Here is a 5,263-nt window from a genome sequence, read left to right on the forward strand (position 1 = left end):
CTGTCTCATGTCGACCTGCAAACTCAACAACGGTATTCTTGTTCATAGCGGCGTACTCTCGGTTGGTTTCATTGTTTGGCGACAACAAATCAACCAGATACGCTGCTTTCTTTCAAACCCTCAAACACCAGATTCGGTTATAACTCGAAAAATATTCAAATTATGTTTAGCGGTTTATGGTAATTGTTGAGAAGTATGGGTTGGCCCTAACTAAAGAGGAGTCGGCACAGTTCTTAGCTGTGTTAAAACAGCCTTAAGGGAATGACCTAAATATAGATAAAGAAAGATAAAGAAAGATAAAAAGGACGTCTGAGTTTTACACAAAATTTTACACATCTTCGGTATTCAGAACGAAAAAACCCCGCTTAGCTTTCATAACTAGCGGGATTTCTTCACTTTTTTTGGCTCCGCCTGCTGGGCTCGAACCAGCGACCCAATGATTAACAGTCATTTGCTCTACCAACTGAGCTAAGGCGGACTTGCTTAGCGGCTGTGCCGTTCAGTTGGCGCGTATACTATAGGGTGCTCCCGTACAGGTCAACCCCTTTTTTGTAGTTTAACTACTTGATTTGACAAGGAATTATGTATTTGGTCTTCCTGTTGGGCGATATGGGTCCAATAGAAGGGCTCCGAAGAGGTGTTTCGGCCGTTCAGATTTGTGAGGCCCTTGGGGAAGCCCTACAATCGCATCTTCTGATATAGGTCCAAAGGTTAGGTTTATATATGGAATCGCGTCCGTTCAAGGTAGAATCTGGTTATAGCCCGGCCGGCGATCAGCCAGTTGCTATTGCACAGTTGGTTGAGGGGCTCAAGGATGGGCTAAGTCACCAAACCCTGCTCGGTGTTACCGGGTCAGGCAAGACCTTTACTACGGCCAATATCATTGAGCGCTTGCAACGCCCGGCAATTGTCATGGTGCACAATAAGACGCTAGCGGCACAGCTGTATGGGGAGTTCAAGGAATTTTTTCCCAAGAATGCCGTAGAGTACTTCGTCTCTTATTATGATTACTATCAACCGGAAGCCTATGTCCCTTCTTCAGATACCTTTATCGAAAAGGATGCATCGGTTAATGAGCATATCGAGCAGATGCGCCTCTCGGCAACAAAAGCACTGATTGAGCGGCGTGATGTAGTGGTAGTCACTACAGTATCTGCGATTTATGGGCTCGGTGACCCGGACAAATACCTAAAGATGGTGCTGCACCTGGACCGTGGGGACCTGGTAGATCAGCGCACGATTCTGCGGCGACTCGCTGAACTGCAATATACACGCAACGATGCGGATTTCCGCCGTGCCACCTTCCGGGTACGGGGGGATATCATCGATATCTACCCGGCAGACTCAGACCTAGAGGCTATACGGCTGTCTCTGTTTGATAGGGAGATTGAGGATATCACTCTTTTTGACCCGCTGACGGGGGAACAGCTCAAAAAAGTCCCGCGGGTCACCATCTTCCCTAAATCCCACTATGTAACCCCGCGGGAAACCATTGTTGGCGCTATAGAGCACATTAAGGAAGAGCTACGCTTGCGGCTTGAGCAGTTGAGGGAAAACGGCAAATTACTGGAGGCACAGCGCCTGGAACAGCGTACCCGGTATGATCTGGAGATGATGCAAGAACTGGGTTACTGCAATGGTGTGGAGAACTATTCCCGTTATCTGTCCGGGCGTGCTGTGGGCCAGCCGCCTCCCACTTTGTTTGACTATCTGCCCCATGATGCCTTGCTGTTTATTGATGAGAGCCACGTCACAGTTCCCCAGATTGGTGGGATGTACAAGGGTGATAGGTCGCGGAAAGAAACCTTGGTGGAATATGGGTTTCGCCTTCCTTCGGCTCTGGACAACCGCCCTCTCAAATTCGAGGAGTGGGAACGTCTAGCCCCACAGGCAGTGTTCGTATCGGCGACACCAGGCCCCTATGAAGCAGAGCATGCACAACAGGTAGTCGAGCAGTTGGTAAGACCTACGGGACTGGTTGACCCCGAAGTTGAGGTTCGTTCGGCCCTGACTCAGGTGGATGATGCGCTGTCGGAAATCCACCGCTGTGTGGATGCGGACCAGCGAATGTTGATCACGGTGTTGACCAAGCGCATGGCTGAGGATTTGACAGAATACCTCGCTGAAAGCGGGGTGCGCGTACGCTATCTTCATTCAGATATCGATACTGTCGAGCGTGTGGAGATTATCCGGGATTTGCGTCTCGGGGAGTTCGATGTACTGGTAGGCATCAACCTGTTGCGGGAAGGCTTGGATATGCCGGAAGTGGCGCTGGTGGCCATTTTCGATGCGGATAAAGAGGGTTTTCTACGCTCTGATCGCTCTCTGATCCAGACTATCGGGCGGGCCGCGCGCAATCTGAAGGGGCGGGCCATTTTGTACGCAGATAAAATGACAGGATCCATGGAGCGCGCACTTGAAGAGACGCGACGACGCCGGGAAAAACAGCTTGCCTTTAACACGGAACACGGTATCACTCCGAAAGGGATTCACAAGACTGTCGCGGATATCCTTGAGGGGGCAGTGTCACCTGGGTTGCCAGCCAAGGGGCGGCACAAGGTAACTGAAGGGAAGGGAGCTGATATCCTTGTGGAGCCGATGTCCGATGAGCAGCGCTGGGCGCGGATCAGCGAGCTGGAAGAGCAGATGTACGAGCACGCCAAGAATCTGGAGTTTGAGGCTGCAGCCAAGCTCCGCGACAAAATAACCCAAATAAAGGAAATGGAGTAGCTGTTGGGTCGCGTTGTTTGGCTATCCTTCTAGCCTGAGCTTTGGTGTAACTGACTGTCAAAGTTAATCTGTTCGAAAGCCCAGTAACTTATTGAAAACAATGAAAAGCGGTGGTAGAGTTCGCGCTCTTCGCAGCACTCGGTTACCCTAGGTGCAGTAGAGACCCGTAGCTCAGTTGGTTAGAGCGCTGCCTTGACATGGCAGAGGTCAGCGGTTCAAGTCCGCTCGGGTCTACCAGGTACTACGGCTTTTAACCCCTCTCAATTAGCCTCAACTCACTGATTTTAATTGCTTTTTAATTTATTGTTGAGAAAATCTAAATTCTCAGATTCTCTCAAGCCTCCCCTACCGAAACCAATAAAATCCACTGATTTGGTTAGAATACGGTTAGAGTTCCTACCTATGATTCTGACAAGAAAAGTTGTCTTCTTAACCAATTTCCTAACGCTCTGTGTGTGCTTCAGGCGAGGCTCTTCCATGCTGGATGTAATAATGAATATCACTCAGTCGCCACCGGACGATTTGGCCAGAGGTTAATATTGGTTCGGGAAATGTCTTACGCTGACGCATCCGGTAAATTGTGGCCTGCGATATAGAGACCATCTTGCATACTTCCTTAATGGGAATCAACCGATCTTCTGTTTGCACAGCTATCTCTCTGTCATCTGAGTGCTCCGCTATAGTGCTTTTGTGTTTCTGGTGACCGGGTTGGATGCGATTTTTTTTCATGCTGACTCTCCTTTCCTTTTAACGTTGTATTAGGACAAAACTCTGGCCATCACGGGCGATTTCTCCTGCCTGTTCCAGTGCATCGAAAACGGGTTTTGCGGCTGGGTATCCACCGCGAATGCACTTGATGATGTTGCGTAACACGGGCCGGGTGCCGAACTCTCCGGCGCAAATTTGGTGAGCCAGTTCAATCTGTTCCTGACTGAAGTCGGCGTTTACAAACCGTTTAGGCTCCGTTGAAAACCGTTTAGTTGGCGTTGAGGGCCGTTTAGAAACCGTTGAAAACTGTTTAGAAAGCGTTGAGGGGCCCTGCCCTTCCCTGGGCAACCGTTTATCTACCGTTGGTAGCTGTTTAGCACCATTTAGCAGCTGTTTAGGCTCTATTGGCGACTGTTTAGCGTCCGTTGAGAACCGTTTAGAATCCGTTGAAAACTGTTTATCTGGCGTTGAAAACCGTTTAGACCGTTTAGCTAAACGTTTACAAACCGTTGAGGCAGCGTTAAACGCTAGTAACGCTACCAGCCCTACCACATCTGTGATGATTGCCAGGGCGAGGAATCCGGCGTGCTGTAATCGCATGGGATCCACATTGAGCGTGCTGGCCAGGCTATTAAATGCGCTGTGGGTGCTGGGGCTTGATTTGGCTGTGGAAAGGCTTTTGATCAACCGGCTGCGTTGGGCCTCCAGGGTGCGCAACTGGGCGGTAGTATCGATGGCGCGCTGGCGGTAGCCGTTGGCAACGTCTGTGGCGATCAGGCCGTTGAGGCTGTTGATCTGTTCTTTAATACTGTTGAGCTGCTGTTTAAGCGCTTGGTATTGGAGGCTGAGCGGCTTTTTCCAGAAAGGCTAGGGCGCTGTAGATGGCGCTCACAAGATGCCCTCCTGGTTGCGTATCCTGAACGTGCGGGGGACTCAGTGAGCTGGCCCCGTATGGCAGCATTTGGCCGAAGGATGATCTCAGGGCATAGGGAGGGCCCGGTACCGATAGATTACGAGAGAGCAGCCCTTACGGATGCGGCAGTATTGGCTTACCTGAATGTGATAGCCAGGCGCCAGGACAAGGAGGAGGCTGCGTTAGAGAGGAAGGTTTTTTGGTTGCGGTATTACTATCGGTGGGAAATCCAGAATGTGTGCAGGAAGGTTGGCCAAAGCAAAAGCTGGGTGATTAATATGTGCAAAGTCATTGAGGGAACGGTGGAGGCCCTTTATTTGGCAGAGAATACCGCATAACTGTATTTAAATACAGTTTTAGCTGTTGACAATGTACACGTCTACACACTAATCTGAGCTAAGCTGTCGCGAAGTATGCGCAGCGGGACCATACCCCCTTTGAAAGCCCCGTCTGGTTAAGCCGACGGGGCTTATTTATGTCCAAAATTCAATTTTTTGCTCCAGAGTCACTGCCCCTTATGGATGAAACCCTCAGACACAGTAGCCAAGCGCTGGAACAGGTGGGTTCTCTGTAGCGACTTTCAGTGCAAGATCGGGTACCTGCATCAGTCGATGTAATTGTGCGGAATTGTCGGGAATGAACTATGGGTAGGATAGTGCAATATTGGTAGCTGTATCGCTCTGTGACTTTTTCTTCATGCTGGCAAAAGGTCAAGTTGGTACATTTTTTTGTTTTCCTAGATTCAACTTGTAAGTGCATATCTCACTGGAGCTAGAAAAAGCGGCCAGTTGCCCGTAGGCTTCTCGCTTTTTCTCCGGCAAGAGTTATGCAATGAGACACTACAAGCAACTGACCTATGAGCAAAGATGCCAGATTGAGGCGTTCAAGAAAAGCGGTTTTACACAAGCAGAG

General features: G+C 49.8%; 4 protein-coding genes and 2 tRNA genes. 3 read left to right on the plus strand and 3 right to left on the minus strand.

Translation table 11 applies throughout. The features are described from left to right. Positions 1-402 precede the first annotated feature (402 nt). Positions 403-478: transfer RNA gene (locus ACL7TT_RS20265), tRNA-Asn, on the minus strand. 245 nt (positions 479-723) lie between these two features. Between ACL7TT_RS20265 and uvrB the strand changes: the two genes are divergently transcribed. Next, entirely contained in the window at positions 724-2,730 is a 2,007-nt protein-coding gene (gene uvrB / locus ACL7TT_RS20270) for an excinuclease ABC subunit UvrB (protein ID WP_413397997.1), read from the plus strand. Between the two features lie 160 nt (positions 2,731-2,890). Beyond that, positions 2,891-2,967, plus strand: a tRNA-Val gene (locus ACL7TT_RS20275). 204 nt (positions 2,968-3,171) lie between these two features. Here the strand turns inward: ACL7TT_RS20275 and ACL7TT_RS20280 are convergent. Together ACL7TT_RS20280 and ACL7TT_RS20285 are read right to left on the minus strand one after the other, a co-directional pair. Then, the gene (locus ACL7TT_RS20280; protein ID WP_413397998.1) at positions 3,172-3,459 is read right to left on the minus strand and encodes a helix-turn-helix transcriptional regulator; all 288 of its coding nucleotides are present in this window, start codon (positions 3,457-3,459) and stop codon (positions 3,172-3,174) included. An 18-nt stretch (positions 3,460-3,477) separates the two neighbouring features. Further along, on the minus strand, positions 3,478-4,125 hold the full coding sequence (locus tag ACL7TT_RS20285) for a hypothetical protein (protein WP_413397999.1): 648 nt from the start codon (positions 4,123-4,125) through the stop codon (positions 3,478-3,480). A gap of 9 nt (positions 4,126-4,134) precedes the next feature. Between ACL7TT_RS20285 and ACL7TT_RS20290 the strand changes: the two genes are divergently transcribed. Continuing rightward, entirely contained in the window at positions 4,135-4,689 is a 555-nt protein-coding gene (locus tag ACL7TT_RS20290) for a hypothetical protein (RefSeq protein ID WP_413398000.1), read from the plus strand. Positions 4,690-5,263: the final 574 nt, after the last annotated feature.

The organism is Microbulbifer jejuensis (genome assembly GCF_047289955.1).
Taxonomy (GTDB): domain Bacteria; phylum Pseudomonadota; class Gammaproteobacteria; order Pseudomonadales; family Cellvibrionaceae; genus Microbulbifer.